This window comes from Caldimonas manganoxidans ATCC BAA-369 (assembly GCF_000381125.1).
Classification (GTDB): Bacteria; Pseudomonadota; Gammaproteobacteria; order Burkholderiales; family Burkholderiaceae_C; genus Caldimonas; species Caldimonas manganoxidans.
The window spans coordinates 1-25,320 of record NZ_KB905968.1 but is presented as its reverse complement, the minus strand read 5'-3'; the positions used below and the strand labels follow the sequence as shown (position 1 = coordinate 25,320).

The following is a 25,320-nucleotide window of genomic DNA, read 5'->3' as shown; positions in this document are numbered from 1 at the left end:
TCATGTGCTCAAGCGCCTGTGGGGCTTTGCCAAGGTGCGCTACCGAGGCCTGGCCAAGAACGCCAACCGCGCCTTCACGGCGCTGGCGATGGTCAACCTGTACATGGCCGCACGGCGCGTGCCGGCATTGGTGCGCCCGTAATGGGCCCATCATGGCCCGGGCGGGCGCCGAAGGGCCCGCCAGTAAGGCCCTCGAGGCCGTAGAACGCGCCAAAAACGCTCCGTTTCGCCCCGCGCAGGACAATCTCGCCGCGGCGCGGGGCTTGATCAGCGTTTCCCTAAGGATTGGCGCCAATTCTTCAAGAGGTTTCGAGGAACCGTGTTCTCCCAAAAGGGGGGCGCAAGCGCCTCAGTGAAAGTGGCCGCTACAAACGTGACGAGATGCAAGTCGTCTTGAAATCGTTACCCTGTTTGGCGCTGGCCTTCGTCGAGGCTTGCGAGGGGCGCGGGGCGCTGGGTATGGTAAGGAAATACCTCGGAATACTTCGATGAAGTCCGTCATGACTGCTGCCGTTCGTCCCGTGGCCATCAAGCTCGACGAGGACACCAAGGCCCGCGTGAAGCGCCGCGCCGAGGCGCGCCGTCGCTCGTCGCACTGGCTGATGCGCGAGGCGATTACCCAATACCTTGAACGGGAGGAACGGCGCGAGGCCTTCCGCCAGGACACGCTCCAAGCCTGGGAAGAGTACCGCACCACCGGCCTGTATGCGCCGGCTGAACAGGTCGAGGCCTGGCTGGCGAGCTGGGGCACGGACAATGAGTTGCCTGCCCCGACATGCCGCAAGTGAGGTTTGCACCGGCCGCCATCCGCGAACTGGAGCGCCTGCGCGAGTTTCTCCGGCCCAAGAACCCCATCGCTGCCCAGCGCGCGGGTGAGGCCATCCTCCATGCCGTGCGGGTGCTCGGCCTGCAGCCTCAGATCGGCCGCCCCATCGAAGGCCTGCCCGACGAGCTCCGCGAGTGGGTCATCGATTTCGGCGACAGCGGCGACGTGGCCCGCTACCGCATTGGCCCGGATGCCGTCACGATCCTCGCGGTGCGGCACCAGAAGGAAGTGGGCTTCTGAGTGCCCAGGTTTCTCCAATGAGGCCCAAGGCGGGGGCATTCACCGCCCTGCTCGAGTTTCGCGCCGACACCGCGAAGTGTTCGCCAAAGACCGAGAGGCGAATGACCTCCCGCCACGCGCCTCGGTCTCGACGTGGACAACGTCTTGAGGAACTACACCCAGAGGGCCTGGCCGCTGGACAGCGTCGCCGCCCCCGAAAGATTCGCTTACCCATCCGCCGCGCCGAGCCTTTACAGTGGTGCGCTATGTCGATGCTGCCTTTGCGTCTGCCGTGGTCCAGCCCGTGGGCAGGGCTGGCTGCGGTGGTCCTGCTGGTGGGCTGTGCCACGCCGCAGATCCGCGGCGTCTCCAGCTTTCGCGTTCCGCCCGGCCAGGTGCCGCCGCTGGGCCAATGCGCCATTTGGTACCCGGGCATTCCCTCGGCCCATCAACCACCGCCCATGTCGTGCAACAAAGCCCATGCCGAGGCCGAGACCTGGGGCGGGGTGGTGATTTGGGCCGAATCGGCCGCAGCGCGCTTCAGCGGCGAGGTCGCCTATGTGCGCTACGGCCCCCATCGCCTTCATGGTGTGCCGCCGGCGATGCTGCCCCCGCCCGGTCGTTGCCGCCTGTGGCTGCCCGACCGGCCCGATGGGCAGCAACCGCCACCGGGCGATTGTCGCCGCATCGAGGCCGAGCAACGCGTGCGAGGAGGGCGGGTGCTCTACATGCCCGGCAGCGACTTGCGTTGAGGGCTGCCACCACCGGCCGCACAGCGGGGGGCTGCGGGACATCCCTGGATAAAATTTTCGCGGCGGTGTGCCGAAATGGCACAGGTCACGGTTTTGGAAGTTGATTCAAGGCATGAGCTTGCAGCAGGCCACCATCGGCGAATTACTGCGCACGTGGCGAGAGGACCTGCTCAGCGGTCGGCTCAGCCCGCGGGGCTTTCGTGAGGCGGTCACTGGCCATGTGCTGTCGCATATCCGTTGCACCGAAGTCAGCATCTGGCACTTCACCGGTGCCCCAGGGCGGCGGCACTTGGTGCGCGTGGCCGCGTGCCACCACACCGTCGGTTGGCACGACGAGCCTTGCGAAGACTTGCTCGAAACTCAGCTGGGGGCGTATTTCGAGGAGTTGTCCCGCGCCCGGGTGGTGCGCAGTGACGACGCGTGGAACGACCCGCGCCTGGCGGGCTTCCGTGACACCTTGGTGGCCCGTGACGTGCGAGCCTTGCTCGATGTGAGCTTTGCAGTCAATGGCCGCATCTACGGTGTGATTTGCTGCGAGCAAATGGGCGTGCCGCGCATCTGGACCGCCGCCGAAGCCCAATGGCTGCGGCACTTTGCCACCGCCCTGAGCACCCAGATCGCCCGCGCCAGCGGGGCGGACCTATGGGAGGCGCCCCTGCCGGCAGGGCTTGCGTGAACCCATCGTGGCCCATCGCTTGCGTCTGAGCGGGTCCGGGTTGGGCAGAGCGACGCCCTGCGATCGGACACCCGCACGGAAGGTCCGTGTGGCCTGACTTCGTGGCCGCCGCGTCGTGATGCGCGGGCCCTGTCTCAGGGTGCGCAGGCACCCCCTGATCAAAGGGGACGATCCCAAGGCTTCAATTCCTACAATGCCGGCCTTCGAAAACAACACAGGGAGGCTTGCATGGCAAGCATGGCAGGGAAATGGCAAGCGCTGCCTTTCATGGGCAGCTACGTGCTGCTGGCCGCCGTGGTGCTCGGCTATTCGATCCAGTTGCTGCACGCAGGCCAGTGGTCTGGCCCGGACATCAAGCACCTGCAAGTCGCGGGCAATATCGGCTATTTGAGTCTCTCCACCGAGCCCTGGAGGCTGCTGACCAGCGTCTTCATGCACGGCGGGTGGACCCACATGCTGATGAACGTGGCCTTTCTGGCGCAGGTCGGGCTGTTGGTCGAAAGCCTCTTCGGAACGGGGCGCTTCTTGCTGATTTTCTTGGCGGGCGGCGTGCTGGCCGCATTGGGCAGCGCGGTGGGCAGTTTGTCGAGCACGGTCGAGCTGGGCCGGTTCGGGCCGATGGTGACAGTGACCGTGTCGGTCGGGGCGTCCGGGGCCTTGATGGCGATGTGCTCTGCGCTGGTGGTCTGGGCCGCGATGCAGAGCAAGGCATCCAAGCCGGTGATCAGCCTCGACGATGCATTCAAAGTGGTCTTGCCTGCCGTGGGTTTGACGCTGGCGCAAGGCCTGTTCATCAAGGGGATCGACCAAGTCGCCCACGTGGTCGGCTTGCTGGCCGGTGCGGTGCTGGGGGCGCTGGCCTATCTGCCCGAGCAGGCGCCGTCGCTGCTGCGCCGGGGACTGGCTTGGCTCGGCGTGCCCTTGGTCACGGCCCTTGCCGTGGGCATGGCGGTGCCTTCCTCCGAAGCCTATGAGATCCGGGATCTGGCGGCCAAGATCGAACGAGAGCGAGCAGCCCGGGCGGCAGCGCCCGCGCCCCGGCCTTTCGGCGGTTTGTATCTCGATCAGCAACGGCTTCTTGATGAGCTGATGCGCAAATATCTGTCTGGGGGCGTGTCGCCGGATCGGTGATGGCGATCGTGATGGTCTGCGGTGGGCAGGGCCGCGCAGCCCGCCGAAGTCCCGACCCCGCAGCCGGATGAGGCGCACGAGCCTCTGGTGGCCCGGGGTCCTGTCGTACAGGCGGCCCAGCGGCAGCCGGGCGGGGCCAGCCGCTCATAGGCACCTCATGGACCCCCGTGGGGGCCTGCCGCTGCAGGGGGGTCAGCCGGTGCGGGCTCATTCCAAGGTGGCCTGGCGCACCGCATGGTCCCAACGAGCCATGAGTTCTTCGGCCCGGTGGCGCGGCATCGTGGGCAGGAAGCGGCGGTCCACTTGCCACAGGGCGGCCAATTCGTCGAGGCTTTTGTAGACGCCGCATTGCAAGCCGGCCAGGTAGGCCGCCCCCAGCGCGGTGGTTTCGATGACTTTGGGCCGCACGACGGGAATGCCCAGCAGGTCGGCCTGGAATTGCATCAGCAGGTTGTTGACGCAGGCGCCGCCGTCCACGCGCAACTCGGCCACGGCGCTGGCGCCGCCGGCTTGCGCGTCACGGCTCATCGCCTGGAGGAGTGCAGCACTCTGGAAGGCGATGGATTCGAGGGCGGCGCGGGCAATATGGGCCGCGGTGCTGCCGCGGGTCAGGCCCACGATCGCACCGGTGGCCCGCGGCTTCCAGTACGGTGCCCCCAGGCCGGTGAAGGCGGGCACGAACATCACGCCGCCGGAGTCGGGCACGCTGGCGGCCAGGTGTTCCACTTCGCCCGAGGTTTGGATGGCGCGGATGCCGTCGCGCAGCCATTGCACGACCGCCCCGCCGATGAAGACGCTGCCTTCCAGGGCGAATTCGGGGTTGGCCGAGGGTTGCGCGGCGCTGGTGGTGACCAGGCCGTTGCCGGAGAGCTGGAAGCGCTGGCCGGTGTGCATCAGCATGAAGCAGCCGGTGCCATACGTGTTCTTGGCCAGCCCTGCTTTGAAGCAGGCTTGTCCAAAGAGGGCGGCCTGCTGGTCGCCGGCGATGCCGGCAATGGCCAGATGCGTGGGGCCGCCGTCGCCCAGCAGGCCGGGTTGCACCTCGCCATAGTGGTGGCTGGAAGGATGGACTTGCGGGAGCAGCTCGGCGGGGATGTCCAAGGTGCGCAGCAGCTCTTCGTCCCAGCGGTTGTCGCGCACGTTGAACAGCATGGTGCGCGAGGCATTGCTCACATCGGTGCCGTGCACGCGCCCGCCGGTGAGCTGCCACACCAGCCAGCTGTCCACCGTGCCGAACGCGAGTTCACCGCGCTGGGCCCGCTGGCGCGCACCGGGCACGTGATCGAGGATCCACTTGAGCTTGGTGCCCGAGAAATAGGCATCGATGCGCAGCCCGGTCTTGGCTTGCACCACGGGCTCCAGGCCGGCGGCGCGCAGGGCTTCGCAGGTGGGCTCGGCGCGTCGGTCTTGCCAGACGATGGCGTTGTAGATGGGCTCGCCGGTGGCGCGGTCCCACACCAATGTGGTTTCGCGCTGGTTGGTGATGCCCAGCGCGGCGATGGCCTGGGCCCGCGGCCCCAGCTGGGCCCACACCTGGCGGGCCGTGGCCCGTTGGCTGTCCCAGATCTCGCGCGGGTCATGCTCGACCCAGCCGGGTTGTGGGTAGATCTGGCGAAATTCGCGCTGCGCCATCGCGACGATCTGGCCGTCGCGGTCGAAGACGATGCTGCGCGAGCTGGAGGTGCCTTGATCGAGTGCGAGCAGAAGGCTCATGGCGTGTCCTCAGGGGCGATGATGCATTGCACGTCGGCCTCGGCCAGCAAGGCGGGAAACGGCTCGGGCGGGGCGGCGTCGGTGAACAGGCGATCGAGTTCGCTCAGATGCCCGAGCTCGACCATGGCGGGCCGATGGAACTTGCTGTGGTCGGCTGCCAGCCAGATCTCGCGCGAGTGCTCGACGATGGCGCGCGAGACCTTCACTTCGCGAAAGTCGTAATCGCGCAGCGTGCCGTCGGCCTCGATGCCGGAGATGCCGATCAGGCCGATGTCCACGCGAAACTGGCGGATGAAATCCACCGTGGCCTCGCCGATGATGCCGCGGTCGCGCGAGCGCACCACGCCGCCGGCGACAAGGACTTCGCAGTCGGGGTTGTCGCTGAGGATGGCCGCCACATTGAGGTTGTTGGTGATCACGCGCAGGCCGCGGTGGCGCAGCAGTTCGTGCGCCACGGCCTCGGTGGTGGTGCCGATGTTCAGGATCAGCGAGCAGCCTTCGGGCACGGCCTGCGCCACCGCGCGCGCGATGCGGCGTTTGGCTTGGGCGTTGAGGCTTTGGCGCTGGCGATAAGCGATGTTCTCCACCGTGGAGCTGGGCACGCGCACACCGCCGTGGAAGCGCGCCACCAAGCCGGCTTCGCTGAGCAGCTTCACGTCGCGCCGCACGGTCTGCAAGGTCACGCCAAAGCGCTCGGCCAAGGCCTCGACCGAGACCGAACCCAGCCGGCGCACTTCCTCGAGCAGCTGGGACTGGCGCGGATTCGGAGTCATCGTGGGTAAGTGGGGCATGCCAGACATTGTCTCCCCTGCGGCGGCCGGTGGCGTCGCGAACCTTAATCGAAGCAAAACGAAAAGAAATGAGGGTTTACCAGGGCTTGAACTCGGCCCTGATTCGACCTAAAACGAAAAAAGAGGAGCAACAAGGAACATAATCGAACAATCGGGGACGCAGCAGGCGTCCGAGCCCTCTCTGGAGATGCCCTTGAACCGCGAGCCTAGCGCCAGTGTCGATCGATCGGATGCCGCCTTGGCCGGCGCAGTGCCTTCGTCATGCGACGTGCTGGTCGTCGGCGGTGGCATCAATGGCGTGGGCATTGCGCGGGACTTGGCCGGCCGCGGCTTGAAGGTCGTGCTGTGCGAGAAGGACGACTTGGCTTCGCACACCTCGTCGGCCTCGACCAAGCTGATCCATGGCGGGTTGCGCTATCTCGAGTATTACGAGTTCTCGCTGGTGCGCAAGGCGCTGCAAGAGCGCGAAGTGCTGCTCAGGAGTGCGCCGCACATCATGTGGCCGCTGCGCTTCGTGATGCCGCACGACCCGGCGATGCGGCCGGTGTGGATGATTCGCGCCGGCTTGTTTCTCTATGACCATTTGGCGCGCCGCGAGGTGCTGCCCGGCTCCGAGACGATCGATTTGCGTGCGCATCCGGCTGGCGCGCCCCTGAAGGACCGCTACACCAAAGGCTTCGTGTATTCCGACGGCTGGGTGGACGATGCGCGGCTGGTGGTGCTCAATGCCTTGGATGCGCAAGCCCATGGGGCCACGATACTGACGCGCACGTGCTGCACCGAAGCGCGCCGCGATCCGCAGGGCTGGCATGCCACGCTGCAGCCTGTGCGGGGGCCTGCGCTGCAGCTGCGGGCCCGGGCCTTGGTGAATGCCGCTGGCCCTTGGACCGAGGACTTCCTGCGCCGCCAGGCGGCCCAGCCTCACACCAAGTCGCTGCGGCTGGTCAAAGGCAGCCACATCGTGGTGAAGAAGATGTTCGATCACCCGATGGCTTACATCTTCCAGAATCCCGACAAGCGCATCATCTTCGCCATTCCCTACGAAGGGCAGTACACGCTCATCGGCACCACCGACGTCGAGCACCTCGGTCCCATCGGCAGCGCTCGCATCGACGAGGACGAGATTGCGTACTTGTGCGAGCAGGCCAGCCGCTATTTCGCCAAGCCGGTCACCCGCGCCGACGTGGTGTGGACGTATGCCGGGGTGCGCCCCCTGCTGGACGATGCCTCGGGCGATCCTTCGGCCGTCACGCGCGACTATGTGCTGGAGCTGGATACACGCCAAGCGCCTTTGCTGTCGGTGTGGGGCGGCAAGATCACCACGTTTCGCAAGCTGGCCGAAGAGGCGGCCGATTTGTTGGGGCGGGCGCTGTCGCATGCGGCGGCCGGATGGACGCGCGGGCAGTTCCTGCCCGGCGGGGATTTGAGCGCCTACATCGGCGCGCCACAGCGGCCGGATCTCGATTTCGAACGCTTCGATCGGGTCTTGGCGCAGCGCCATCCCTGGCTGGACGACGCCTTGCGCCGCCGATTGGCGCGCGCCTATGGGGCACGCATCGACGCCGTGCTGGGTGATGCGCGGCGTGCCGACGCCCTGGGCCGGGAGGTGGCCCCCGGGCTGTACGAGGCCGAGCTGCACTATCTGTGCACCCACGAGTGGGCCACCGAGGCCGAGGATGTGCTGTGGCGCCGCAGCAAGCTCGGATTGCACTACAGCGAGGCCCAGCGTCAGGCGGTGGCGCAGTGGTTTGCCGAACAGGCCGGCCGCCTCGGCCGGCCCAAGCGGGCCTCGTGCTGAGCCGCTGCGGCGACGACGAACGGCAACACAGGATGGAGACGACATGCAGTTGGTGCTCGAAGGCATCGAAAAGCAGGTGGGCGGACAGACCCATCTGTACCCCTTGAACCTGAGTTTGGTGCCCTCGGCCGTGACGGTGCTGCTGGGCGCCACCCAGGCCGGCAAGACCTCGCTGATGCGCGTGATGGCCGGGCTGGATGCGCCCACGCGCGGGCACGTGCGGGTCGATGGCCGGGACGTGACGGGGATGGGCGTGCGCCGGCGCAATGTGGCGATGGTCTATCAGCAGTTCATCAACTACCCCTCGATGACGGTGTTCGACAACATCGCCTCGCCGCTGAAGCTGCGGGGGGAAACGCACATCGAGGCGCGGGTGCGGGCCTTGGCGGCCAAGCTGCACATCGAGCCCTTCTTGCAACGTCTGCCGTCGGAGTTGTCCGGTGGCCAGCAACAGCGCGTGGCCCTGGCGCGTGCGCTGGCCAAGCAGGCGCCGCTGATGCTGCTGGACGAGCCGCTGGTGAACCTGGACTACAAGCTGCGCGAAGAGTTGCGCGAAGAACTCACCCAACTCTTTGCTGTCGGGGACTCGACCGTGGTGTATGCCACCACCGAGCCGACCGAAGCCTTGCTGTTGGGCGGCTACACCGCAGTGATGGACGCCGGTGAGTTGCTGCAATACGGACCGACCGCCGAGGTGTTTCATCGCCCGCAATCCATCCGCGTGGCACGCGCCTTCAGCGACCCGCCGATGAATCTGCTGCCTGGCGAGGCCGCCACGCTGGGCGTGCACTTGCCCGGCGATGTGCGGGTGGCCGTGCCTTTGCCCGGCAGCGGTACACGCCGCGTGACCCTGGGCGTGCGTGCCAGCGCCTTGCGCGTGCAGCGCCGCGAGGGGGACGTGGCTTTGCCCGGCACGGTGGAGCTGGCCGAAATCTCCGGCAGCGACACCTTCGTGCACGTGGACACGCCAGTGGGCGAAGTGGTGGCACAACTGACCGGCGTGCACGACTTCGAGCTCGGGGCATCGATCACGCTGTACCTGCACCCCTCGCAGGTCTATGTGTTCGACGAGGCTGGTGCGCTGCTCGTGGCGCCCGAACGCGCAACCCGGAGGGATGCCTGATGGCCCGCATCGATCTGGACCTGGCCCATGCCTACAAGCCGAACCCGCGGCAGGACAGTGACTACGCCTTGTTGCCGCTGAAGATGAGCTTCCGCGACGGGGGGGCTTATGCCTTGCTCGGCCCTTCGGGCTGTGGCAAGACCACCATGCTCAACATCATCTCTGGCTTGTTGACGCCTTCGCAGGGCACGGTGACGTTCGACGGCCGCGACGTCACCCATCTCAGTCCGCAGGCGCGCAACATCGCCCAGGTCTTTCAGTTCCCGGTCGTCTACGACACGATGACCGTGGCCGAGAACCTGGCCTTTCCCTTGCGCAACCGTGGCCTCGGCGCTGAGCGGATCCGTCAACGAGTCGGGCAGATCGCGGAGATGCTGGACCTCAGTGGCCAGCTCGATCAACGTGCCGCCGGCTTGAGCGCGGATGCCAAGCAAAAGATCTCGCTGGGCCGCGGCTTGGTGCGCGAGGATGTCTCGGCCGTGCTGTTCGACGAGCCGCTCACCGTGATCGACCCGCACTTGAAGTGGCAGCTGCGGCGCAAGCTCAAGCAAATCCATCACGAACTCAAGCTCACGTTGATCTACGTCACGCACGACCAGGTCGAGGCGCTGACCTTCGCCGACGAGGTCGTGGTGATGACGCGCGGCCGGGCCGTGCAGGTGGGCACGGCCGATCAGCTGTTCGAGCGCCCACAGCACACCTTCGTCGGGCATTTCATCGGCTCGCCGGGCATGAATTTTCTGCCGTCGCGCTGTGCCGACGGTCGATTGTGGGTCGGCGATCACGCGCTGGAGCTTCCGCCGGACAAGGCCGCGCTGTTGAACCAGGCGGGCGAATTCGTGCTCGGGGTGCGGCCGGAATACGTCGAGCCTGCCGCGCAGGGCGACCCCGGGGCCGTGCCGGTGCATGTGGCCCAGGTGCAAGACATCGGCACCCACTGGCTGCTGAGCGGCCGGCTGGGCGAGCACCTGATCAAAGCGCGGCTGGACCCCGAGACCTGCGCCCCCGCCGTGGGCGCCACCGTGTGGTGGCGGCTGTTGGGGCCGCACACCTGCTACTACAAGAACGAGGAGCTGCTGGCATGAATGAGGCGCTCAAGCCCGTCAATCAAAAGGCCTGGCTGCTGGTGCTGCCGGTCATCGTGTGTGTGGCGTTCTCGGCGGTCTTGCCGCTGATGACCGTGGTGAACTATTCGGTGCAAGACATCATCTCGCCCGAGCGGCGCGTCTTCGTCGGCACCGAGTGGTTTGCGATGGTCATGCGCGACGAGGAGCTGCACGGGGCGCTGCTGCGCCAGCTGGGCTTCTCGCTGGCGGTGTTGCTGGTGGAAATTCCCTTGGGCATCGCCTTGGCGTTGTCGATGCCGGCGCAGGGCTGGAAGGCTTCGGCCGTGCTGGTGATCGTGGCGCTGTCGCTGCTCATTCCCTGGAACGTGGTGGGCACGATCTGGCAGATCTATGGCCGCACCGACATCGGCTTGCTCGGCGCGACGCTGCAGTGGCTGGGCTTCGACTACAACTACACGGGCGATGCCACCGATGCTTGGCTGACCGTGCTGGTGATGGATGTGTGGCACTGGACGCCGCTGGTGGCGCTGCTGTGCTACGCCGGCCTGCGCAGCATCCCGGATGCCTATTACCAAGCCGCGCGCATCGACGGGGCGAGCAAATTTGCCGTCTTTCGCTACATCCAGCTGCCCAAGCTGCGCGGCGTGTTGATGATCGCGGTGCTGTTGCGCTTCATGGACAGCTTCATGATCTACACCGAGCCCTTCGTGCTCACTGGCGGCGGGCCGGGCAATGCCACCACGTTCTTGTCGCAGTACCTGACGCAAAAGGCCGTCGGCCAGTTCGATCTGGGCCCGGCGGCGGCCTTTTCGCTGATCTATTTCCTCATCATCTTGCTGCTGTGCTTCATCCTCTACAACTGGATGCAGCGTGTGGGCACCACGCCGAAGGAGGGGGGGCAATGAACCCGACCCGACGCTTGCGCAAGCGCACGTTCTTTCTGATCGCCTACTTGGTCTTTGCCATCTTGCCCATTTACTGGATGGTCAACATGAGTTTCAAGACCAATGAGGAGATCTTGTCGAACTTCACGTTCTGGCCGCAGGACTTCACCTGGGACAACTACCGAACCATCTTTACCGATCCGTCGTGGTACTCGGGCTACATCAACAGCTTGATCTACGTCGTGATCAACACGGTGATTTCGGTCACGGTGGCGCTGCCGGCGGCCTATGCGTTTTCGCGCTACCGCTTCCTTGGCGACAAGCATGTGTTCTTCTGGCTGCTGACCAACCGCATGACGCCGCCGGCGGTGTTCCTGCTGCCGTTCTTTCAGCTGTACACGACCCTGGGGCTGATGGACACCCACTGGGCGGTGGCCCTGGCGCACCTGGTGTTCAACGTGCCGCTGGCCGTGTGGATCCTGGAAGGCTTCATGAGCGGCGTGCCGCGCGAGATCGACGAGACCGCCTACATCGACGGCTATAGCTTCCCGCGCTTCTTCCTGACGATTTTCCTGCCGCTCATCAAGGCCGGGGTGGGCGTGGCGGCCTTCTTTTGCTTCATGTTCAGTTGGGTGGAGCTGCTGCTGGCGCGCACGCTCACCAGCGTGAACGCCAAGCCGATCGTGGCCACGATGACGCGCACCGTCAGCGCCTCGGGCATGGACTGGGCCGTGCTGGCGGCCGCCGGGGTGCTCACCATCGTGCCCGGGGCCATCGTGATCTGGTTCGTGCGGCACTACATCGCCAAAGGCTTTGCGATGGGGAGGGTGTGAGATGTTGGCTTGGATGGTCTGGACCACCCCGGTGGCGGTGTTTTTCATCTGCATCGCGTTGATGCTGGTGGGCATGACGATTTGGGAAATCAAGTCGCCCACCACCTTGCGCAAGGGCTTTCTGCCGATTCCCACCACCCGCGGCGATCGGCTGTTCATCGGCTTGCTCTGCGCCGCTTATGTGAACTTGGCCTGGGTTGGCCTGGGCGAAAGCTTCGTCCAGTGGTTTTCGCTCGAAGAGCCGCCTTCGGTGTGGATCAGCTTCGTGCTGTCGATGGGGCTGCTGGTGCTCATCATGCGCAAAGGCTGAATGCATTTTCCGGTGTCGGCCCGCTTTGCCCCCCGGGCCGGCACCCCCGACGAACGAGGGGCGCGCTCATGAGGAGACCCGTGATGAAAATTCATTTGAAGGCGGTGGCCTTCGCTGCGATGGCCTTGGCGCTCGGACAGGCGGCCTGGGCGGGCGAGGCCGAGGCCAAGCGCTGGATCGATACCGAATTCCAGCCATCCACGCTGAGCAAGGATCAGCAAATGGCCGAGATGAAATGGTTCATCGAGGCGGCCAAGAAGCTGCAGGCCAAGGGCGTGAAAGAGATCTCGGTGGTGTCCGAGACCATCACCACCCACGAATACGAGTCCAAGACGCTGGCCAAGGCCTTCGAGGAAATCACTGGCATCAAGGTCAAGCACGACTTGATCCAGGAAGGCGATGTCGTCGAGAAGCTGCAAACCTCGATGCAGTCGGGCAAGTCGATCTATGACGGCTGGATCTCCGACTCCGACCTGATCGGCACGCACTGGCGCTACGGACAGATCATGAACCTGACCGACTACATGGCCGGTGCGGGCAAGGAATGGACCAATCCGGGCTTGGACTTGAAAGACTTCATCGGCCTGAGCTTCACGACCGCGCCCGATGGCAAGGTCTATCAATTGCCCGACCAGCAGTTTGCCAACCTGTACTGGTTCCGCGCCGATTTGTTCGAGCGCAAGGACTTGAAAGAGCGCTTCAAAGCCAAATACGGCTACGACCTGGGCGTGCCGCTGAACTGGAGCGCCTACGAGGACATCGCCGAGTTCTTCACCAACGATGTCAAGACCATCGATGGCAAGCCCATCTACGGCCACATGGACTACGGCAAGAAAGACCCGAGCCTGGGGTGGCGTTTCACCGATGCCTGGCTGTCCATGGCTGGTGCGGCCGACATTGGCATCCCCAATGGCAAGCCGGTGGATGAATGGGGCATCCGCACCACGCCCGATGGCTGCCATCCGGTGGGGGCCTCGGTGGCGCGCGGCGGAGCGACCAATTCACCGGCGGCCGTCTACGCGCTGACCAAGTACGTCGACTGGATGAAGAAATACGCCCCCAAGGAGGCCACGGGCATGACCTTCAGCGAGGCTGGCCCGGTGCCGGCCCAAGGGCAAATCGCGCAGCAGATCTTCTGGTACACGGCCTTCACCGCCGACATGACCAAGCCGGGCCTGCCGGTGGTCAATGCCGACGGCACGCCCAAGTGGCGCATGGCTCCCAGCCCGTATGGCCCGTACTGGAAGCAAGGCATGCAAAACGGCTACCAAGACGTGGGCTCCTGGACCTTCTTTGCCAAGCATGACCCCGACCGCACGGCGGCGGCCTGGCTGTATGCACAATTCGTGACCTCCAAGACCGTGTCGCTGAAGAAGTCGATCGTTGGTCTGACCTTCATTCGGGACAGCGACATCCGCCACGACTACTTCACCAAGAACGCTGCGAAATACGGCGGACTGATCGAGTTCTACCGCAGCCCGGCGCGCGTGGCCTGGACGCCCACCGGCACCAACGTGCCCGACTACCCCAAGCTGGCTCAGCTGTGGTGGAAGAACGTGGCGGTGGCCGTCACCGGCGAGAAGACCCCGCAGCAGGCCATGGACAACTTGGCCGAGGAGATGGACCAGGTGCTGGCCCGCCTGGAGCGTGCGGGCATGGCTCGCTGCGCACCCAAGCTCAACAAGAAGGAAGACCCCAAGAAGTGGTTGAGCGACAAGGGTGCCCCGTGGGCCAAGCTGGCCAACGAGAAACCCAAGGGCGAGACCATCGAGTACGAGAAGCTGCTGGCGGCTTGGCGTGCCGGCCGGGTGCGCTGAACTTCCACGAAGGGGCCGCTCTGGGCACCTTCCCTTCCATGGCCCTGCGGCGCCGCCCCGCAGGGCTTTTTTCATCCGCCGTGCAGCGCCTCGTCGATGAGCTCGATCCAGTGCCGCACCGGCGTGGTCGTGCCGGTTTGCAGGTGTTGGATGCAGCCGATGTTGGCCGAGACGATGGTCTGCGGTTGCAGCGGCAGCAAATGGGAGAGCTTGCGGTCGCGCAGCGAGTAGGCCAGCTCGGGTTGCAGCACCGAATAGGTGCCGGCCGAGCCGCAGCACAAATGGGATTCGGTGGCCGCCAGCTGCACGTCGAAGCCCAGCTCGCGCAGCACCTGCTCCACTGTGCCGCGCAGCTGTTGGCCGTGCTGTAGCGTGCACGGCGGATGGTAGGCCAGACGTTGGCCTGGCGCGGTGTGCCGCAGGCGTGACTTCAGCGCCGGCAGCAGCGGGGGCAGCACTTCGCTCAAATCCCGGGTGAGGGCGCTGATGGCTTGGGCGCGCTCGGCGTACTCGGGGTCGTGTCGCAAGGCGTGGCCGTAGTCCTTGACCGTCACGCCGCAGCCCGAGGCGTTCATCACGATCGCCTCGACCTCGCCGCGCTCGACCAGCGGCCACCAGGCATCGACATTGCGACGCATGTCGGCCAAGCCGCCCTCGTGGTCGTTCAGGTGGGTGCGGATGGCGCCGCAGCAGCCTGCCCCGTCGGCCACCAAGGTCTGCACGCCGGCGGCATCCAGAACCCGAGCCGTGGCGCTGTTGATGTTGGGCATCATGGCCGGCTGCACGCAACCGGTCAGCAGCAGCATCTTGCGTGCATGGTTGCGCGTGGGCCACTGGTGGGCGCGCGGGTGGGTGTCGCGAGGTGGCACTTTGTGCTTCAGCACGCTGGGCAACAGTGGGCGCAGCAGTTGACCGAGCTTGAGCGCCGCTGCGAACAGCGGGGAGGTCAGCCCTTCACGCAACAGGGCGCGCACCAGTTTGTCGCCCGCGGGCCGCTGGACGCGAGCTTCGACGATCTTGCGGCCGATGTCCACCAAGTGCCCGTATTGCACGCCCGAAGGGCAGGTCGATTCGCAGTTGCGGCAGGTCAGGCAGCGGTCCAGGTGCAGCTGCGTCTTGCGCGTCACCGGCTGGCCTTCCAGCACTTGCTTCATCAGGTAGATGCGACCGCGCGGGCTGTCCAGCTCGTCACCCAGCAGTTGGTAGGTGGGGCAGGTGGCGGTGCAAAAACCGCAATGCACGCACTTGCGCAGGATGGCCTCGGCCTCCCGGCCCTCGGGCGTGTCGCGAAATTCGGGGGCGAGATGGGTCTGCATGCGTAAAGACTCGTAGCGGATCCGAAGCTCACAGGCCGGGCATCAAACGGCCGCGGTTGAACAGGCCTTGCGGGTCGAAGGCGGCCTTCAGAGAGCGATGCAGTCGCGCCAACACCGGCGGCAGGGGCGTGAAGACCGGGTCGTCGGCGGGGCCCAGCCAGCGCGTGGCGTGCCCGCCGGCGCGAGCGGCCGCCTCGCGCACGGCGGCAGCCGGCGCGGGCGTGCACCACCAGCGCTGGGCGCCCCCCCATTCGATGAGCTGTTCGCCTGGCAGACGCAGTGGGGCGGCCGTCGGCGGTACCGACAAGCGCCACAGGCTAGCGCCGCTGCGCACTGCGGCACGCGCTTTGACGAAGAACTCGTCGCGTTGATCCCGCAGTCCTTCCCAGAAGGGGTCGGCTTGCACCGCGGCGATCGCTTCGCCGCCGAGCTGCCGGCTGGCAGCCGCCACTGCGGCCTGCGCGCCGCGCAGCCTCAGCAGCAGGCAGCCGTCCCACCAAGCGCTGGCGTTCAGGGGCAGGGGCTGCGCGGCCCATTCGTTGAGCCGCTGCAACGCGGTGCTCTCGTCCATCTCGAAACGCAAGGTGGCGCTGGCCGGGGCGATCGGCAACACCTTCAACGAGACTTCCAGGATCACCCCGAGCGTGCCCAGCGAGCCCGCCAGCAGCCGCGCGATGTCGTAGCCGGCCACGTTTTTCATCACTTGACCGCCGAAGCTGAGCACCTGGGCCCGGCCATTGAGCATCGTGGCTCCCAGCACGTAGTCGCGTACTGCCCCCACCGCGGCCCGCGCAGGACCGGACAGGCCGGCGGCCACCATGCCGCCGACGGTGCCGCCGGGCGCGAAGCGCGGCGGCTCGAAGGGCAGGCATTGACCTTTGTCGGCCAAGGCGGCTTCCAGCTCGGCCAGCGGCGTGCCGGCGCGGGCCGTGACCACGAGTTCCGTGGGTTCGTAGCTGGAAATGCCGGCCAAGGGGCGCAGGTCCAAGGGCTCGCCTTCCAGGGGCTCGCCATAGAAGGTCTTGGTTTGGCCCCCCTGGATGGCCAAGGGGCGGCCGTCGGCGAGCGCGGCGCGCACCTGGTCGATCAGGCGGTCGAGGACGGGATCGGGCTTCATGCGCAAGGACGGGCCATCGAGGATCAGTAACGCTCCAGCTCGGGAAAGGGCAGCAGGCCCTTGCGCACGTGCATCTTGCCGTACTCGGCGCAGCGGTTCAGCGTGGGCACCACTTTGCCGGGATTGAGCCGCTCGGCCGGGTCGAAGGCCCGTTTGAGCGCACGCATCTGCTCGAGCTCCTCGGGCGAAAACTGCACGCACATCGAGTTGAGTTTCTCCACGCCCACGCCATGCTCGCCGGTGACGGTGCCGCCCAGGGCCACGCTGGTTTCGAGGATGTCGGCGCCGAAGCGCTCGCAGCGGGCGAGCTGGTCGGGGTCGTTGGCATCGAACAGGATCAACGGGTGCAGGTTGCCATCGCCGGCATGGAAGACGTTGGCGCAGCGCAGGCCGTATTTCTTTTCCATGTCTTGAATCGCCAGCAGGATGTCGGCCAGGCGCTTGCGCGGAATGGTCGAGTCCATGCACATGTAGTCGGGGCTGAGGCGCCCACTGGCGGGAAAGGCGTTTTTGCGGCCGCTCCAGAACTTCAGCCGCTGGGCCTCGTCTTGGCTCACTTCGACGCGGGTGGCGCCCGAGGCGATCAGCACCTGCCGCATGCGTTCTATTTCTTCGGCCACTTCTTCGGGCGTGCCATCGCTCTCACACAGCAAGATGGCTTCGGCACTGAGGTCGTAGCCCGCGTGCACGAAGTCTTCGACCGCGGCGATCATCGGCTTGTCCATCATCTCCAGTCCGGCCGGGATGATGCCGGAAGCGATCACGTGGGCCACCGCCTGGCCTGCTTTGCGGATGTCGTCGAAGCTGGCCATGATGCAGCGCGCCAGCAAGGGTTTGGGGATCAGTTTCACAGTCACTTCCGTGACCACGCCGAGCATGCCCTCGCTGCCGATGAAGACGGCAAGCAGGTCCAGCCCCGGGGCATCCAGCGCATGGCTGCCCAGCTCCAGCGGCTCGCCTTCGACCGTGTAGCCGCGCACCCGCAGCACGTTGTGCACGGTCAGCCCATATTTCAGGCAGTGCACGCCGCCGGAATTCTCGGCCACGTTGCCGCCGATGGTGCAGGCGATTTGGCTGCTCGGGTCGGGCGCGTAGTACAGGCCGTAGGGCGCGGCCGCCTCACTGATGGCCAGGTTGCGCACACCGGCTTGCACCACGGCGATGCGCGCGTGCGGGTCGATGCGCAGGATGCGGTTGAACTTGGCCAGGCTCAGGGTCACCCCCAGCCGATGCGGCAGGGCGCCGCCAGACAGTCCCGTGCCCGCGCCGCGGGCCACCACCGGCACTTGCAGCCGGTGGCAGGTGCGCAGCACCGCGGCCACCTGGTCCTCGGTCTCGGGCAGGGCCACGGCCAGCGGCTGCTCGCGGTAGGCGGTCAGCCCGTCGCATTCGTAAGGCGTGGTGTCTTCGCGGTGCCACAGCAGCGCATGGGGGGGCAGCACCTCGGACAAGGCCTGCACCACCTCGGCTTGGCGCCGGCTGCGGTCGGCCAGGTCCTCGGAGGCGGCCAGCGGGTCGGAACGCAAAGGGGCATTCATCGGGGGGGCGGTCTTTTCGTGTGCCGACAATGTAACGTGCGCGGCTGAGCGCGGCCTGAACACCCGAGCCGATCAGGCATCATTTCGGTTTTACGCAGGACGCAAAAATGACCCTTTCCGTCATGGCGCGACGGCCGCATGCCGCGGTCTGGTTGGCCCTGGTCTTTTTGGGCTTGGCGCATGGGGTGTGGCTGGTGCTGCCGGCGCCGCTGACGATGGCCTTGATGAGCGAGCGCGGGCCGGTCGAGGGGCTCAATGCCGGGCTGTACGTTCTGGGGGCGGTCTTGATCGTGGCTTGGCGCCGGCCCGAGGACGACTGGCGGCTGTGGACGGCGTTGGTCATCGTGATGCTGGCCTTTGCAGCCCGCGAGATGGACTGGCACCGGGCTTTCACCGGCACCAGCGTGCTGAAGTTCAGTTTTTTCCTGCGCGACGGGCAGCCGGTGCACCGTGTCGTGGCCGCGCTGGTGCTGGCGCCGGTGGCCTGGGCGTGTGCGCATCTGTGCCTGCAGCAGGGCCCGCGGGTGCTGCGCGGCCTGCGTCGCCGCGACCCGGTGGCCGTCACGGTGCTGATCTTCGCGCTGACGCTGGTGGTGGCCAAAACGGCCGACCGCGCCCCAGCGATCCTGGCCGAGTCGTGGGGCATCGTGCTGTCGCCAAGCGTGCGGGCCTGGCAGACCTCGGTCGAGGAAGTGATGGAGCTGGCCTTGGCGTTTCTGGTGGCCTTGGGCGCTTGGCAGCACCGCAGCCGCACGGGCTGAGCCACCCGTGGCGTTTCAGCGTGCCGGGGGCTGGGCCTTGCGCCGACGCCGCGGGCCGGTCGTCGGGGCCGGGGCCTGGGGCGCGGTGGGCGAGCCAGCCGCTGCGGCGGCTCGGGCGGTGCGGGCCCCGCTGTTGCGCAAGCTGTCTTCGGCGGCCGAGAAAGAGGCGGGCCCCGGTTCACCGGCCGTCTGGCGCGCCGATGCGTTGGCGGCATCGTTCAGCGCCGCGGAGGCCAGGCTGGTGAACTGACGGGTCAATGCGCCCCACCATTGCAGCGGATCGACCACCGCCGAGGCGGCGGCGCCAGAGGGGGCTGCTGACTTGGCCGCGGACTTGACTGTCTTGCCCGCCTTGGAAGGCTTTGCCGCAGCCGGCCTGCGGGTCGATGCGTCCTCGGCTGCCGCCGCAGCAGCTTCGGGTGTGCGCAGCATCAGCGACTCGCGCAAGGCCTCCACCGGGACGTTCATCGTCTTGAGCGTGGACAGCGTCATGCGCTGCACCTCCAGGGCCTGGATGGTGGCGCCCAGCATGCGCGCGTTCTGTTCCAGCCAGAACTGCACGGTGCGCAATTCCTCGATGCGCTTGTCCAGCTCCTCGGGGTTGAGCGTGGGGGCGACCCACTGGCTGAAATGGGGCAGGGCCGTGCCGGCGTTCTTGACCAGGCCTTGCAGGAAATCGAACCCCGGCACCAGCTGGCCGAGACCTTGCAGAGGGTCGCTCATCGTGAGGGCTCCAAGAGAACGGTGTCGTCGGGCATTGTGCGCCGCCGGCGCGCGCTGGCCAAGCGCATCGGCCGGGCGGTTTTGCGGCGGGGCTTGCCCTCTTGCCCGGCGGTGGTGGTAGGCTTTGCCTCATCGGCACGGAGATTGCCGCACTGCGAGGATCGTTCATGTCATTCATCCGGCTGGCGTCTCACACCAAGGACCTCGGCGATGGTTTCATGGTGCGCCGCGTGCTGCCGGCGGCGGCCGTGCGGGCGGTGGGGCCCTTTGTCTTCTTCGATCATCTGGGCCCGGTCGATTTTCAGCCGGGCCAGGGGCTCGATGTGCGACCGCATCCTCACATCGGGCTGGCCACGCTGACCTATCTCTTCGAGGGGGGGCTCACCCATCGCGACAGCCTGGGCACGGTGCGCGACATCCGGCCGGGGGATGTCAATTGGATGGTCGCCGGACGCGGCATCGTGCATTCCGAGCGCACGCCGCAGGCACTGCGGGCGGCCGGACATGGCTTGCACGGCCTGCAGACCTGGGTGGCGTTGCCGCTGGCCGAGGAGGAGACCGAGCCGGATTTCGTCCATGTCGAGGCGGCCGCTGTGCCCGCAGTGCGCTCGACCGGCGTGCACCTGCGCGTGATCGCTGGCGAGGCTTTCGGCCAGACCTCGCCCGTGCCGGTGCGCAGCCGCACGTTGTATGTGGCCGGTGAGATCGAATCGACCGCCCACATGGAAGTGCCCCTGGAGCACGAAGAGCGGGCGCTGTACGTCGTGTCGGGCTCGCTCACGGCCGATGGCGAGCCGCTCAACCCCGGGGACATGCTGGTGCTGCCGCCGCGACCCGTGCGCCTGCGTGCGCTGGAGGCCGTGCGTTTCGTGTTGATCGGTGGCGATCCGCTGGATCTCGGCCCGGAAAACACCCCTGAGCACCCGCGCCACTTGCGTTGGAATTTCGTGGCGTCGCGGCAGGACCGCATCGAGCAGGCCGTCCAGGCCTGGGCCCGCCAGGACCCGCAGGCCTTCCCGCCGGTGCCCGGCGAGACCGAGCACATCCCTTACCCCTGAGCGGGCAGCTCGCAGTCGATGGCGCCCATCGGCAGGCTGCCATCGTCGGCGTGCAGCTCGATGCGCACGCGGTCGCCCGATTGCAGCCAGGGGCTGCGCGGCTCGCCATGCTGCCGGGCTTCGTGGGCGCGTCGCTCGGCCAGGCAGGCCACCCCGCCAGAGGGCGCGGCCGGGCTGAGCGGTCCGCTGTGCACCACGGTGCCGGCCGGCAGGGCCCGCTGGCGGGCGGCCTGGGCCAGCCAGCGGCCCACATGCCAGGTCATCGCCGCAGCAGCGTCGCCGCGGCCCAGCCGCCGGCCCTGGGCTTGCACCGTCAAGTCCAGGTGCACCCGGCCGCGCCGCCAGGCGTCGCCCAATTCATCGGGCGTGACCGCCACTGGGCCATAGGAGGTCGCCGGCCGGCCCTGCAGCAGCCCCAGGCCCTGCGAACGGTCCTCCTCCAGCCGGGCCGGCAGCGTCCAGGGGCAGGCCAGCATCAACAGGCGCACGCCCTCCAAAGCCTCGGCCGGGCTGCATCCGGCCGGCACATCGCCGGTGGCCACCGCAACGGCGGCCCCGAGATCCAGCCCTTCACGCACCATGGCGGCGGAGGGCGCATCGGTCGGCCCCAGCACGTCGCCGGCCCAGGGCTGCGCCAGCGGGCCTTCGGACTTGGCCGGTGGCGGCCAGCCTCGGCGTTCCAGGTGCGGGGCGCAGGCCCAGGCGTCGTAGGCTTGCACCGGGCGCGGCAGGGGGGCCATGCACAGCGCCGGGTCGAACGCAAAGGCGTGGCGGGCGCGCCCCTGGTTGAGAGTCACGTACAAGTCTTGCAGCTGCGGCGACAGGAAATTCCAATCGTCCAAGACCTGCTGCAAGCGGGTGGCGATGCCCACCGCATAATGGGCCGTCGTCAAATCGCGCGAGACCACGACGAGCATGCCGTCGCGCGAACCATCTTTGTACGTAGCGAGTTTCATGCCCTCGGAGGTTGAGGTCAAAATGAGCGATTGTAGGCAGCGTCCTTGCACGGACCGGGGCGGTCATGGCGCCTGAGCTGGGTCGCCGCCGGTTCCTGCTGGCCCTGGCTTGGGCGGGGCCCTCGGTGGCCGGGGCGGGTTTGCCCGAGCCGGGGAGGCCGGCGCGCGCCGTCTGGCCGCCGCCGGTCACGTTGGACTACCAGGTGCGCCGCGGGTTGTTGTCCGGGCAGGGGCGCCTCGTCTGGGACCCGCGGCCGCCGCGCTACCGGTTGCGGTTGGAGGCCCGCGTGGCGCTGCTGGGGACGGTCTTGACGCAGACCAGCACCGGCACGCTGGAAGACGGGGGCTTGGTGCCCGAGCGCTTCACCGACGAACGCTTCCGTCGCCCGTTGCGGGTGGCTGATTTCCAGCGTCCGAGTGGCCCGATCGTTTTCAGCGGCCGCCAGGACACCCAGCCCCTGCAGCCGGGCATGCAAGACCGTCTGAGCTGGATGATCCAGTTGCCGGCGCTGGTGCAGGCCGATCCCGGCTGGCAGCACAGCGGTCGAGAGCTCGGCCTGGTCGTGGTGGGCGCGCGCGCGGACCTGGATCGCTGGGTGTTCCGCTCCCTCGGGCCGCAGACGGTCGAACTGGCCGATGGCCGCAGCCTGCGGGCCTTGCACGTGGAGCGTCTGAACCCGGCCTCCGGCGGCACCCAGGCCGAGGTGTGGCTGGATCCGGCGCGTCACCATCTGCCGGTGCGCGCCCGTCTGGTCGAAGGGCGGGACGAGCCCTTCGAGCTGGTGCTCACGAGGGGCTGACCGGGGCTGAGCCTTGCGTCTCAAGCCAGCCCACGCAGCGCCGATACCCCCGGTATCTGGGGGGCGTTCGGCAGGCTTGAAACTTGCAGAGGCGTCCCCAGATCTCAAGCACAGCAGGGACCGTGCGGCACTGCCACCCAGGTCGCACCGGGACCGGCCCGTGAAGGAGAGTGCTCCATGCAAATGGTCTACAACTCGGACAATTACGCCGTCGTGGCATTCGAGGTGCCCACGCAAGAGTCGGCGGCCCAGGCGGGGCAGCCGGGCGGGGCGCTGACGCGCGGGGGTTACGAGATCGTGGACAAGTTCGCGCGCAAAGAAATTTATCTCGAGGGGGCGATGGCCGAAAGCTTCAAGGCCGGTGTGGAGGCCCTGATCCAAACCTCGCCCAGCGTCGAGGAGATCGACGCCTACATCGAACGCTTCACATCGTTGGCGCACCAGCCCTTGGTGCTGCACTGACCCGCCCACGGCCCGCCCGTGGACGGCGGGCTTCCCTTGCCGCCGGGCCTGCGCTATGGTGGCCGCACATCCGTCCTTGGCGACCAGGAGGTGCTCATGGCTCGACGTCTGGCGCAGGCACGCGAATGGCCTTCCCCGGGGCTGTACGAAGCGCCCGTGCTCGACCGCATGTGCTCGCACTTCGTGCTCACGCTCACGCTGCGTCATCCCGGGCGCTTCAATGTGCGACGGGACTGGAACGCCCTGCTCGGTCTGACCGGACGCCATCTCGTGTGGCCCGATCCGGTCTTGCAGCGGCTGCGGGCGTATCTCGGCCGTCGCTGTGCCGGCAATGCCCTGTGGCGCGGGCATGAGCGGCTGGACGAAGCGACCTTCTTGCAACGGCACGGCGCCTGGCGCGGCCCCTACGAGGAGGGCACGCTGTTTTTCTATCTCGACGAGTACATCAAAGACGCGCCCAAAGACCTGATGGCCGTGCTCGGCGCCACGCGCGATTGGCTCGAGCGTGATCTGCGGCGCGAATCGACCCTGGTTCAGCGCAATATCGACGCCTTGGGTGGTTTGCTGCAACTCAACCCGGCCGAGCGGGCCGTGCTGTTGTACGGCACGCTGGCGCGCTATCAGCGCGAGCTGCGCGGCTTGTTGGTGGAATTCAAAGTGGCCAGCGCCCAGGAGGCCTATGCCTTGTTGGCCGAAGTGGCCCAGGTCGACGAACGGGAGGTGGCCGAGGCCTTGCGCGCCGGCTCGCGGCTGGAGCGCATCGGCATGGTGGAGAACCTGCTGTCCGAGCACAACATCACTGATTTGGCCGACCTGATGAAGGTTTCCGAGCAGCTGCCACCGGTGCTGATGCGGGAGTACCGCGATCCGGCCGACCTGATGGCCGTGTTCACCCGCCCGGCCACGCCCACGCAGCTGACGCTGGCCGATTTTCATTACGTGGCCGAGGACGCGCGCGTGATGGTGGCCTTGTTGCGCAATGCCGTGGCCCGCCATGAGCCTGGGATCAACATCCTGGTCTATGGCCCCCCGGGCACGGGCAAGACCGAATTGGCCAAGGTGGTGGCCAAGTCCGCCGGGTTGGAGCTCTACGAAGTGGAATATGCCGACCGGGATGGCAATTCGCTGTCGGGCCGTGATCGTTACCGCTCGCTGCAGATCAGCCAGGTCTTCCTCAAAGGCAGCCCCCGGGTGGCGCTGTTGTTCGATGAAGTGGAAGATGTCTTTCCGCCGTTGTCCACCGATGCTGCGCAGTGGATGGCTCGGCTCGAAGCTGCAGAGGGGCCGCCCAATGGATCGGTCAGCGGCAAGGCCTGGGTCAATCAGGTGCTCGAGAGCAACCCCGTGCCGGTGATATGGGTGACCAACCGCATCGAGCAGATCGATCCGGCTTTCCGGCGGCGTTTTCAATATCACCTCGAATTGCGTTCGCCCCCGCCCGGGGCGCGCGAGGGGCTGGTGCGCAAAGCCTTGGAGGGGGTGCCGGTGGGCCCAGGCTTCGTGAAGCGGCTCACCGCGCGCCAGGGACTGACGCCGGCGCAAATCCGCGCGGCGGTGCGCTTTGCCCGTCTGACGTGCGAGGGCGATGAGACCGCCGGGCTGGAAGCCTTGATCGAACGCCAACTCGCCAATGCCGATCGCGCGCTGGGCGTGGGCGTGCCTGCCCGCGGGCCGCGGGTGAGTGTGACGCATTACGACTTGGAGCTGCTGCACACCGAATCGCGCTTTCCGGTGCCGCGCATCGTCGAGGCCTTGCGCCGCCGGCAGGTGGGCACCTTGTGCTTCCACGGTCCGCCAGGCAGTGGCAAGACGGCGCTGGCCGAGCACATCGCCGCGCAGTTGCAGCGTCCTTTGCTGGTGCGTCAGGCCTCCGACTTGGTGAGCAAGTACGTGGGCGAGACCGAGCAGCACATGGCTCGCATGTTCGAGGAGGCGCACACCGAAGGTGCGGTGCTGCTGCTGGACGAGGCCGACAGTTTCCTGCGCAGCCGCCGCCGGGCCGAACGCCATTACGAGGTCAGCGAGGTCAACGAAATGCTCCAAGGCATGGAGCGCTTTGCCGGTATCTTCATTTGCACCACCAATTTGTTTGAGGATCTGGATGAGGCGGCGCTACGCCGATTCACGTTCAAGATCCGCTTCTTGCCGCTGCGGCCTGCACAGCGCGAACGCCTGTTCGCCACCGAGGCCCTGGGCGATGCGCAAGCGCCTCTGCGGCGCGAGCACCGCGAGCGCCTGGCCCGCCTCGATCAGCTCACCCCGGGCGATTTCGCGGCCGTGTGCCGGCAGGCCGAGTTGCTCGGGGCGGCCTTCACGCCCGACGAATTCCTGTCGCAGCTGGAGGCCGAGCACCGCTGCAAGCCCGAGGTGCGCGAGCGACGGGCCATGGGTTTCGTGCGCTGATGCGAAATGCCAGGCTCTACATTCGTCAAAGGTCCGCATACCGGGGCAGCAAGTCCTGATCGACCAAACGAATCTCGATGGCGTTGGCAATTCGCACGTGATCCGGGTTTTCGTCGGAGAACGGCTCGTCGGTGACGCTGACGATGATCGTGCCTTGCTGCTCGTCCTTGCCTTTGGCGTTCTTGCCCATCACCGGCACCAGCGCTCGGGCCTCGGGTACTTGCTGCGCTGTCAGCACGCGCGGCA

At 67.0% G+C, this 25,320-nt stretch carries 24 protein-coding genes and 2 pseudogenes; 18 read left to right on the top strand and 8 right to left on the bottom strand.

The genetic code is table 11. The features are described from left to right. The 6 genes and pseudogenes from F615_RS20025 to F615_RS0115405 all read left to right on the top strand — a co-directional run. Window positions 1-142, top strand: a pseudogene (locus F615_RS20025) (IS5/IS1182 family transposase); the annotation flags it as partial. Between the two features lie 358 nt (window positions 143-500). Then, a complete protein-coding gene (locus F615_RS0115425) occupies window positions 501-788 on the top strand; it encodes a CopG family ribbon-helix-helix protein (protein WP_026330375.1) in 288 nt (95 codons plus the stop codon). Further along, window positions 776-1,066 carry a type II toxin-antitoxin system RelE/ParE family toxin gene (locus F615_RS0115420; RefSeq protein ID WP_019562071.1) on the top strand — a complete coding sequence of 97 codons (291 nt, stop codon included), beginning with the start codon at window positions 776-778 and terminating at the stop codon, window positions 1,064-1,066. Before F615_RS0115425 ends, F615_RS0115420 begins: the two co-directional genes overlap by 13 nt. 251 nt (window positions 1,067-1,317) lie before the next feature. Continuing rightward, a complete protein-coding gene (locus tag F615_RS0115415) occupies window positions 1,318-1,797 on the top strand; it encodes a hypothetical protein (protein ID WP_156824668.1) in 480 nt (159 codons plus the stop codon). A 112-nt stretch (window positions 1,798-1,909) separates the two neighbouring features. Beyond that, window positions 1,910-2,473 (top strand): GAF domain-containing protein, encoded by a 564-nt coding sequence (locus F615_RS0115410; RefSeq protein WP_026330373.1) that lies wholly within the window; start codon window positions 1,910-1,912, stop codon window positions 2,471-2,473. 237 nt (window positions 2,474-2,710) lie between these two features. Then, window positions 2,711-3,604 (top strand): rhomboid family intramembrane serine protease, encoded by an 894-nt coding sequence (locus F615_RS0115405; RefSeq protein WP_019562070.1) that lies wholly within the window; start codon window positions 2,711-2,713, stop codon window positions 3,602-3,604. A gap of 207 nt (window positions 3,605-3,811) precedes the next feature. Here F615_RS0115405 and glpK read toward each other — a convergent pair whose 3' ends face one another. Together glpK and F615_RS0115395 are read right to left on the bottom strand one after the other, a co-directional pair. After that, on the bottom strand, window positions 3,812-5,317 hold the full coding sequence (gene glpK / locus F615_RS0115400) for a glycerol kinase GlpK (RefSeq protein WP_019562069.1): 1,506 nt from the start codon (window positions 5,315-5,317) through the stop codon (window positions 3,812-3,814). Then, window positions 5,314-6,090: a DeoR/GlpR family DNA-binding transcription regulator gene (locus tag F615_RS0115395; protein WP_019562068.1), complete on the bottom strand. Its 777-nt coding sequence runs from the start codon at window positions 6,088-6,090 to the stop codon at window positions 5,314-5,316. The genes glpK and F615_RS0115395 overlap by 4 nt, the downstream gene beginning before the upstream one ends. 205 nt (window positions 6,091-6,295) lie before the next feature. Between F615_RS0115395 and glpD the strand changes: the two genes are divergently transcribed. The 7 genes from glpD (at window position 6,296) to F615_RS0115360 (ending at window position 13,940) form a co-directional block, all read left to right on the top strand. Then, window positions 6,296-7,906, top strand: a complete 1,611-nt coding sequence (glpD, locus tag F615_RS0115390; protein ID WP_019562067.1) for a glycerol-3-phosphate dehydrogenase — start codon at window positions 6,296-6,298, stop codon at window positions 7,904-7,906. A gap of 43 nt (window positions 7,907-7,949) precedes the next feature. Next, window positions 7,950-9,029, top strand: coding sequence for an ABC transporter ATP-binding protein (locus tag F615_RS0115385; RefSeq protein ID WP_019562066.1), 1,080 nt, complete (start codon window positions 7,950-7,952; stop codon window positions 9,027-9,029). Further along, window positions 9,029-10,114 carry an ABC transporter ATP-binding protein gene (locus tag F615_RS0115380; protein WP_019562065.1) on the top strand — a complete coding sequence of 362 codons (1,086 nt, stop codon included), beginning with the start codon at window positions 9,029-9,031 and terminating at the stop codon, window positions 10,112-10,114. Before F615_RS0115385 ends, F615_RS0115380 begins: the two co-directional genes overlap by 1 nt. After that, on the top strand, window positions 10,111-11,001 hold the full coding sequence (locus F615_RS0115375) for a carbohydrate ABC transporter permease (RefSeq protein ID WP_019562064.1): 891 nt from the start codon (window positions 10,111-10,113) through the stop codon (window positions 10,999-11,001). The genes F615_RS0115380 and F615_RS0115375 overlap by 4 nt, the downstream gene beginning before the upstream one ends. After that, window positions 10,998-11,813 (top strand): carbohydrate ABC transporter permease, encoded by an 816-nt coding sequence (locus tag F615_RS0115370; RefSeq protein WP_019562063.1) that lies wholly within the window; start codon window positions 10,998-11,000, stop codon window positions 11,811-11,813. The genes F615_RS0115375 and F615_RS0115370 overlap by 4 nt, the downstream gene beginning before the upstream one ends. A gap of 1 nt (window position 11,814) precedes the next feature. Then, entirely contained in the window at window positions 11,815-12,123 is a 309-nt protein-coding gene (locus F615_RS0115365) for a DUF2160 domain-containing protein (RefSeq protein WP_019562062.1), read from the top strand. Window positions 12,124-12,206: 83 nt separating this feature from the next. Then, on the top strand, window positions 12,207-13,940 hold the full coding sequence (locus F615_RS0115360; RefSeq protein ID WP_019562061.1) for an ABC transporter substrate-binding protein: 1,734 nt from the start codon (window positions 12,207-12,209) through the stop codon (window positions 13,938-13,940). 71 nt (window positions 13,941-14,011) lie between these two features. Here F615_RS0115360 and glcF read toward each other — a convergent pair whose 3' ends face one another. From glcF to F615_RS0115345, 3 genes are read right to left on the bottom strand one after another with little or no spacing between them, the layout of a single operon-like run. Further along, window positions 14,012-15,256, bottom strand: a complete 1,245-nt coding sequence (gene glcF / locus F615_RS0115355; protein WP_019562060.1) for a glycolate oxidase subunit GlcF — start codon at window positions 15,254-15,256, stop codon at window positions 14,012-14,014. Between the two features lie 28 nt (window positions 15,257-15,284). Next, entirely contained in the window at window positions 15,285-16,373 is a 1,089-nt protein-coding gene (glcE, locus tag F615_RS0115350; protein WP_019562059.1) for a glycolate oxidase subunit GlcE, read from the bottom strand. Window positions 16,374-16,396: 23 nt separating this feature from the next. After that, entirely contained in the window at window positions 16,397-17,911 is a 1,515-nt protein-coding gene (locus F615_RS0115345) for an FAD-linked oxidase C-terminal domain-containing protein (RefSeq protein WP_019562058.1), read from the bottom strand. 107 nt (window positions 17,912-18,018) lie between these two features. Here F615_RS0115345 and F615_RS0115340 point away from each other — a divergent pair, with 107 nt between their 5' ends. Beyond that, window positions 18,019-18,672 (top strand): hypothetical protein, encoded by a 654-nt coding sequence (locus F615_RS0115340; RefSeq protein ID WP_019562057.1) that lies wholly within the window; start codon window positions 18,019-18,021, stop codon window positions 18,670-18,672. A gap of 15 nt (window positions 18,673-18,687) precedes the next feature. On the opposite strand, the gene F615_RS0115335 is transcribed toward F615_RS0115340, so the two are convergent. Further along, a complete protein-coding gene (locus tag F615_RS0115335; RefSeq protein ID WP_019562056.1) occupies window positions 18,688-19,395 on the bottom strand; it encodes a PhaM family polyhydroxyalkanoate granule multifunctional regulatory protein in 708 nt (235 codons plus the stop codon). Window positions 19,396-19,562: 167 nt separating this feature from the next. Here F615_RS0115335 and F615_RS0115330 point away from each other — a divergent pair, with 167 nt between their 5' ends. Further along, complete coding sequence (locus tag F615_RS0115330) at window positions 19,563-20,453, top strand: pirin family protein (protein WP_019562055.1); 891 nt, start codon at window positions 19,563-19,565, stop codon at window positions 20,451-20,453. On the opposite strand, the gene F615_RS0115325 is transcribed toward F615_RS0115330, so the two are convergent. Beyond that, complete coding sequence (locus F615_RS0115325; RefSeq protein ID WP_026330372.1) at window positions 20,444-21,409, bottom strand: fumarylacetoacetate hydrolase family protein; 966 nt, start codon at window positions 21,407-21,409, stop codon at window positions 20,444-20,446. The genes F615_RS0115330 and F615_RS0115325 overlap by 10 nt on opposite strands. A 65-nt stretch (window positions 21,410-21,474) precedes the next feature. Between F615_RS0115325 and F615_RS18825 the strand changes: the two genes are divergently transcribed. The 3 genes from F615_RS18825 (at window position 21,475) to F615_RS0115310 (ending at window position 25,074) form a co-directional block, all read left to right on the top strand. Further along, a complete protein-coding gene (locus tag F615_RS18825) occupies window positions 21,475-22,209 on the top strand; it encodes a DUF3108 domain-containing protein (RefSeq protein ID WP_019562053.1) in 735 nt (244 codons plus the stop codon). Window positions 22,210-22,386: 177 nt separating this feature from the next. After that, complete coding sequence (locus F615_RS0115315) at window positions 22,387-22,671, top strand: BTH_I0359 family protein (protein ID WP_019562052.1); 285 nt, start codon at window positions 22,387-22,389, stop codon at window positions 22,669-22,671. Between the two features lie 96 nt (window positions 22,672-22,767). Continuing rightward, complete coding sequence (locus tag F615_RS0115310) at window positions 22,768-25,074, top strand: ATP-binding protein (RefSeq protein WP_019562051.1); 2,307 nt, start codon at window positions 22,768-22,770, stop codon at window positions 25,072-25,074. A gap of 25 nt (window positions 25,075-25,099) precedes the next feature. Here the strand turns inward: F615_RS0115310 and F615_RS0115305 are convergent. Next, window positions 25,100-25,320, bottom strand: a pseudogene (locus F615_RS0115305) (Imm52 family immunity protein); the annotation flags it as partial.

Coding starts and splice junctions, on each gene's coding strand:
- F615_RS0115425 (WP_026330375.1), top strand. CDS start 501: ATGACTGCTGCCGTTCGTCCCGTGGCCATCAAGCTCGACGAGGACACC.
- F615_RS0115420 (WP_019562071.1), top strand. CDS start 776: ATGCCGCAAGTGAGGTTTGCACCGGCCGCCATCCGCGAACTGGAGCGC.
- F615_RS0115415 (WP_156824668.1), top strand. CDS start 1,318: ATGCTGCCTTTGCGTCTGCCGTGGTCCAGCCCGTGGGCAGGGCTGGCT.
- F615_RS0115410 (WP_026330373.1), top strand. CDS start 1,910: ATGAGCTTGCAGCAGGCCACCATCGGCGAATTACTGCGCACGTGGCGA.
- F615_RS0115405 (WP_019562070.1), top strand. CDS start 2,711: ATGGCAGGGAAATGGCAAGCGCTGCCTTTCATGGGCAGCTACGTGCTG.
- glpK (WP_019562069.1), bottom strand. CDS start 5,317: ATGAGCCTTCTGCTCGCACTCGATCAAGGCACCTCCAGCTCGCGCAGC.
- F615_RS0115395 (WP_019562068.1), bottom strand. CDS start 6,090: ATGACTCCGAATCCGCGCCAGTCCCAGCTGCTCGAGGAAGTGCGCCGG.
- glpD (WP_019562067.1), top strand. CDS start 6,296: ATGCCCTTGAACCGCGAGCCTAGCGCCAGTGTCGATCGATCGGATGCC.
- F615_RS0115385 (WP_019562066.1), top strand. CDS start 7,950: ATGCAGTTGGTGCTCGAAGGCATCGAAAAGCAGGTGGGCGGACAGACC.
- F615_RS0115380 (WP_019562065.1), top strand. CDS start 9,029: ATGGCCCGCATCGATCTGGACCTGGCCCATGCCTACAAGCCGAACCCG.
- F615_RS0115375 (WP_019562064.1), top strand. CDS start 10,111: ATGAATGAGGCGCTCAAGCCCGTCAATCAAAAGGCCTGGCTGCTGGTG.
- F615_RS0115370 (WP_019562063.1), top strand. CDS start 10,998: ATGAACCCGACCCGACGCTTGCGCAAGCGCACGTTCTTTCTGATCGCC.
- F615_RS0115365 (WP_019562062.1), top strand. CDS start 11,815: ATGTTGGCTTGGATGGTCTGGACCACCCCGGTGGCGGTGTTTTTCATC.
- F615_RS0115360 (WP_019562061.1), top strand. CDS start 12,207: ATGAAAATTCATTTGAAGGCGGTGGCCTTCGCTGCGATGGCCTTGGCG.
- glcF (WP_019562060.1), bottom strand. CDS start 15,256: ATGCAGACCCATCTCGCCCCCGAATTTCGCGACACGCCCGAGGGCCGG.
- glcE (WP_019562059.1), bottom strand. CDS start 16,373: ATGAAGCCCGATCCCGTCCTCGACCGCCTGATCGACCAGGTGCGCGCC.
- F615_RS0115345 (WP_019562058.1), bottom strand. CDS start 17,911: ATGAATGCCCCTTTGCGTTCCGACCCGCTGGCCGCCTCCGAGGACCTG.
- F615_RS0115340 (WP_019562057.1), top strand. CDS start 18,019: ATGACCCTTTCCGTCATGGCGCGACGGCCGCATGCCGCGGTCTGGTTG.
- F615_RS0115335 (WP_019562056.1), bottom strand. CDS start 19,395: ATGAGCGACCCTCTGCAAGGTCTCGGCCAGCTGGTGCCGGGGTTCGAT.
- F615_RS0115330 (WP_019562055.1), top strand. CDS start 19,563: ATGTCATTCATCCGGCTGGCGTCTCACACCAAGGACCTCGGCGATGGT.
- F615_RS0115325 (WP_026330372.1), bottom strand. CDS start 21,409: ATGAAACTCGCTACGTACAAAGATGGTTCGCGCGACGGCATGCTCGTC.
- F615_RS18825 (WP_019562053.1), top strand. CDS start 21,475: ATGGCGCCTGAGCTGGGTCGCCGCCGGTTCCTGCTGGCCCTGGCTTGG.
- F615_RS0115315 (WP_019562052.1), top strand. CDS start 22,387: ATGCAAATGGTCTACAACTCGGACAATTACGCCGTCGTGGCATTCGAG.
- F615_RS0115310 (WP_019562051.1), top strand. CDS start 22,768: ATGGCTCGACGTCTGGCGCAGGCACGCGAATGGCCTTCCCCGGGGCTG.